The sequence below is a fragment of the Armatimonas sp. genome, from assembly GCF_043760365.1.
Lineage (GTDB): Bacteria > Armatimonadota > Armatimonadia > Armatimonadales > Armatimonadaceae > Armatimonas.
Genome location: NZ_JAYUPA010000714.1, coordinates 1 through 3,679 on the forward strand (window position 1 = coordinate 1; position 3,679 = coordinate 3,679).

Consider the following 3,679-nt stretch of genomic DNA (forward strand, 5'->3'; position numbering starts at 1 on the left):
TGACTGCCGAGCCCGCGATGGTTCAGGGATAAGCTATGTCCTATAATTTTTACGATTTCAACAACGCGCTCCAGCAGCGCAATGAGTACGTCGAAGGACGGCTGCGCGATGGCTCGCCCGTGGTGGGTATTAGCTACGACGGCGGCTTGCTGCTGCTCACGCTGCGGCACACGCAGCGCAAGGTCTATGAGGTCTACGACCGCCTGATGATGTCGGCTCTGGGCAAGCAGAGCGATATCGAGAGTATCCGCCTAGCAGCCATTGACTCCACCCACCGGGAGGGTTTCCAGCGTTCCGAGGACGACGTAAGTGTGCAGCGCCTCGTCGGGTTTGGTCTCTCGCCCGCCGTCAAGCGCATCTACAACGACAACAATGTCATTCCCTTGACTTTTCGTGGGCTGTTTGCCGAGCTCAATACAGCGCCGCAGGACGATCTGTACTTCACGCTGGGCTACGATGGGGAGTTTCGCAACACGCACCGCTATGCTGTGGTTGCCGGAACGACCTACGCCGCCGAGCAGGCCGAGGAGTCGCTGAAAGATGCCCGTCTGGGTAATCTGGAAGACACGCTGAGCGCCGCGCTGAAAGCCTGGGGAGTCGCAAGAACGCAGCTCGCGCCACTCCCGGAGAAGCTCGATGACGACGGCGACGAAGACACGCCCAAGCCTCCGACTCCTGAAGAGGGGATCAAGACAGCCCTCGCCGACGGGCTGACAGTCGAGGCTGCTGTACTGGAGCGCCACACCAAGCGCGAGAGTCGTTTCCGGCTCCTCACCGAAGTCCAGCTCGAAAACGCTCTGGCTGACTATCGGTGAGTCGAGAGTAATCGCCCCCATGAACGGGGGCGTCTTTTTGTCGCTGTGCGACACGAAGGGCGTGCCGCCCATGGGGAAATCAATATGGCCCGGAGGGCCTTTGTGTCCGAGGCACGAGGACAATATCACGCCCCCGTTCATGGGGGCGGTTCTTTGAACGTCCGCTGGCTCGTCGTGACCAACCCTCACGACGAGCCGTTTTATGGTATCGCCGTTTTGCACGCCGACTACCGCACCCGCACGATTGCACCAGTGATCGTCGCCGATCCTGAGGGTAAAACCGTCCCCTCACGCCTCGTCAACGAAACCCTCGGTGAGCCCGACACCGACGGCAAGCGCCGCTGGGCATTTGACCTAGAGTTCTTCTGCAACTGCCTTCCCCGTTCTAGCATTGTCTACTCAGCTCGTTTTGGTTGCGACAACACATCATTGGCTTCTGAAGATATCTGGGAAAATCGCTTCGTTACTGCGGTTCCGCTTTCCGCTAGCGAGAGCGAGTATAATTTAGAGTTATGATAGCGCAACTGACCGGAAAAGTGGTGCGGGTGGCGACACCCGTGGTAGTTTTGGACGTGAATGGGGTGGGCTACAGGGTCTCGGTGCCGCTCTCGGTGATCGAGCAACTACCCGCCGACGGTTCCCCCGTGACACTTGTCACGCACATGATCGTGCGTGAGGATGATCTGAGTCTCTACGGTTTTTTCGAGGAGAGTGACCAGAAAGTCTTTGAGTTACTTCTCACCGTCACCGGGGTGGGGCCAAAAGTGGCTCTGGCCTTGCTCTCGGCGCTCGGAGGTGATGGAATTGCTCGGGTGGTGAGCTCCGAGGATGCCAAAGCCATTGCCAAGACGCCGGGGATCGGGCCGAAACTAGCGCAGCGGCTCGTGTTGGAGCTCAAAGATAAGCTCACTGCCTTTGGGTTCAGCCGAAAAGTGGAGCACTTAGCAGCGAGCGCAACCGTGAAAATACGCAGCGCCAACGAGCAGCTTCTCGACGATGTGAGCTCGGCGCTCACCAACTTAGGCTACAACAAAAACGATGCACTGCGCGCCGCAGAGCTTGCGCTCACGGAAGCGCTTCAGACGGACAACAACCCGCCGTTCGCCACGGTGCTTCGGGCGGGACTCAATCGCCTGACGAGGTAATACGATGGCAATTCAATCAAGTGGGTTTGGCAGTAGTGGAAGTGGCAGTGGGAACGGAAATGAGCCGCCGGAGCGTCTTGTGGGCGGACGGAGCCAGCACGAAGATGAGGGCGAGCTGACACTTCGGCCCAAGCGGCTGTCAGAGTACATTGGTCAGCCTAAGATCAAAGAGCGCCTCGGTCTCTCACTCACGGCGGCGAAGATGCTGGGGCAGGCGCTCGACCACGTGCTGCTCAGTGGGCCGCCCGGACTGGGCAAGACCAGCCTTGCCAATGTGATCTCCAATGAAATTGGCGCAAATTTGAAGGCAACCAGCGGTCCGGCGATCGAAAAGCCTGGAGACTTGGTGGCGATCCTCTCAAATCTTGAAGAGGGCTCGGTTTTATTTATTGACGAGATCCATCGCCTGAACCGGCTGGCCGAGGAGTTTCTCTATCCCGCGATGGAGGACTACGAGATGGACATGATTATTGGCCAGGGGCCTTCGGCGCGCACCGTCAAGATTCAACTGCCACGCTTCACGCTGATTGGAGCGACCACGCGGCCCGGGCTTTTGACCAACCCACTGCGGGATCGTTTCGGGATTCATGAGGCCTTTGAGTTCTATGGAGTAGATGACCTCAGCTTGATTGTCACGCGGTCCGCGGGGATTCTCGGGGCGGCAATTGATGAGAGTGGCGCGGAGCAGATTGCGGGGCGCTCGCGGGGGACGCCACGTATAGCCAATAGGCTGTTGCGACGTGCGCGGGACTACGCGCTAGTGAAAGGCGATGGGACGATCACGGCGGCGATGGCGGATGCTGCGCTACGGATGTACGAAGTAGATGAGCTGGGCCTCGATGAATTTGACCGGCGGCTCTTGCGGACACTGATTGATAAATTTGATGGGGGGCCTGCAGGGCTGGATACTCTGGCCGCGACACTACGGGAAGAACGCGATACCATAGAGGATGTGGTGGAACCCTACCTGATGATGTTGGGATTTTTGAACCGAACCCCGCGAGGCCGTGTCGCAATGCGTGGTGCCTACGAGCACCTGAAGATTCCCTATGGCAAGGGGCCAGGGCTCTTTGACGGGTAATTTGATCGCGAGGCGGAGATTAAAACGATGAACTGTCCGGGATGTAGAGCACGTAATCCGATTGGCAATAAATTCTGTCGCGAGTGCGGACAGAAGATACCGTTGGAAGAGAGCACCCTGGTGCAAGAAGAGGCGCAGCAGGCGGAGCTAGAGCGTGCGCGGGAGCGTGCCGCACAGCTCCTGACAAAGGCGTTCGCGCTCTCGCAACACGGCAATCCCACCGAGGCGCTTCCTCTGGCCGAGGAAGCAGCCGAGCTACTGCCCTCTTCGACATCGGCGCTGACACTCTGCTCGACACTCTATGAGCGCCTTGGACAAAATGAGAAAGCCATTGCCATGATGGAGAAAGTCGTGGCACTCAACCCCCACTCTGCCGTGGACATTGATAAACTGGATCGGCTACGCCGTGGGGTGCATCTGCTACCCAGTCGCCCCCAAATAGTGGAGAAGACTGACGCAACCCAGCGACGGTGGATGCCCCTGGCTGCGGCATTGGGAGTGGGAGTGCTTGTTCTTGCAGTCGGAGGAGCTGTGCTGGTGAAGTCACTGGGGAAGAAGGGGCCTGGCCCACTTGTTGTGACAGAGGTGGGGAAGCCTGCAAATACCCCCGGATTTTTTTCCAATGCCCGGCGCTACCC

Annotated in this window: 5 protein-coding genes; all 5 read left to right on the forward strand. The window is 58.7% G+C overall.

Annotation, left to right across the window (positions count from 1 at the left end):
• The first annotated feature begins 35 nt into the window (after positions 1-35).
• Complete coding sequence (locus tag ACH2EH_RS16790; protein WP_395143356.1) at positions 36-815, forward strand: hypothetical protein; 780 nt, start codon at positions 36-38, stop codon at positions 813-815.
• A 153-nt stretch (positions 816-968) separates the two neighbouring features.
• Positions 969-1,331 (forward strand): hypothetical protein, encoded by a 363-nt coding sequence (locus ACH2EH_RS16795; protein ID WP_395143357.1) that lies wholly within the window; start codon positions 969-971, stop codon positions 1,329-1,331.
• The gene (gene ruvA / locus ACH2EH_RS16800; RefSeq protein WP_309697810.1) at positions 1,328-1,960 is read left to right on the forward strand and encodes a Holliday junction branch migration protein RuvA; all 633 of its coding nucleotides are present in this window, start codon (positions 1,328-1,330) and stop codon (positions 1,958-1,960) included. The genes ACH2EH_RS16795 and ruvA overlap by 4 nt, the downstream gene beginning before the upstream one ends.
• Positions 1,961-1,964: 4 nt before the next feature.
• Entirely contained in the window at positions 1,965-3,041 is a 1,077-nt protein-coding gene (gene ruvB / locus ACH2EH_RS16805; protein ID WP_395143359.1) for a Holliday junction branch migration DNA helicase RuvB, read from the forward strand.
• A gap of 102 nt (positions 3,042-3,143) precedes the next feature.
• Positions 3,144-3,679, forward strand: a 536-nt coding sequence (locus ACH2EH_RS16810; RefSeq protein WP_395143361.1) for a tetratricopeptide repeat protein, incomplete at its 3' end; no start/stop codon positions are given.

Excerpts from the sequence above, each read along its gene's own strand:
- ACH2EH_RS16790 (WP_395143356.1), top strand. The coding sequence starts at position 36 with ATGTCCTATAATTTTTACGATTTCAACAACGCGCTCCAGCAGCGCAAT.
- ruvA (WP_309697810.1), top strand. The coding sequence starts at position 1,328 with ATGATAGCGCAACTGACCGGAAAAGTGGTGCGGGTGGCGACACCCGTG.
- ruvB (WP_395143359.1), top strand. The coding sequence starts at position 1,965 with ATGGCAATTCAATCAAGTGGGTTTGGCAGTAGTGGAAGTGGCAGTGGG.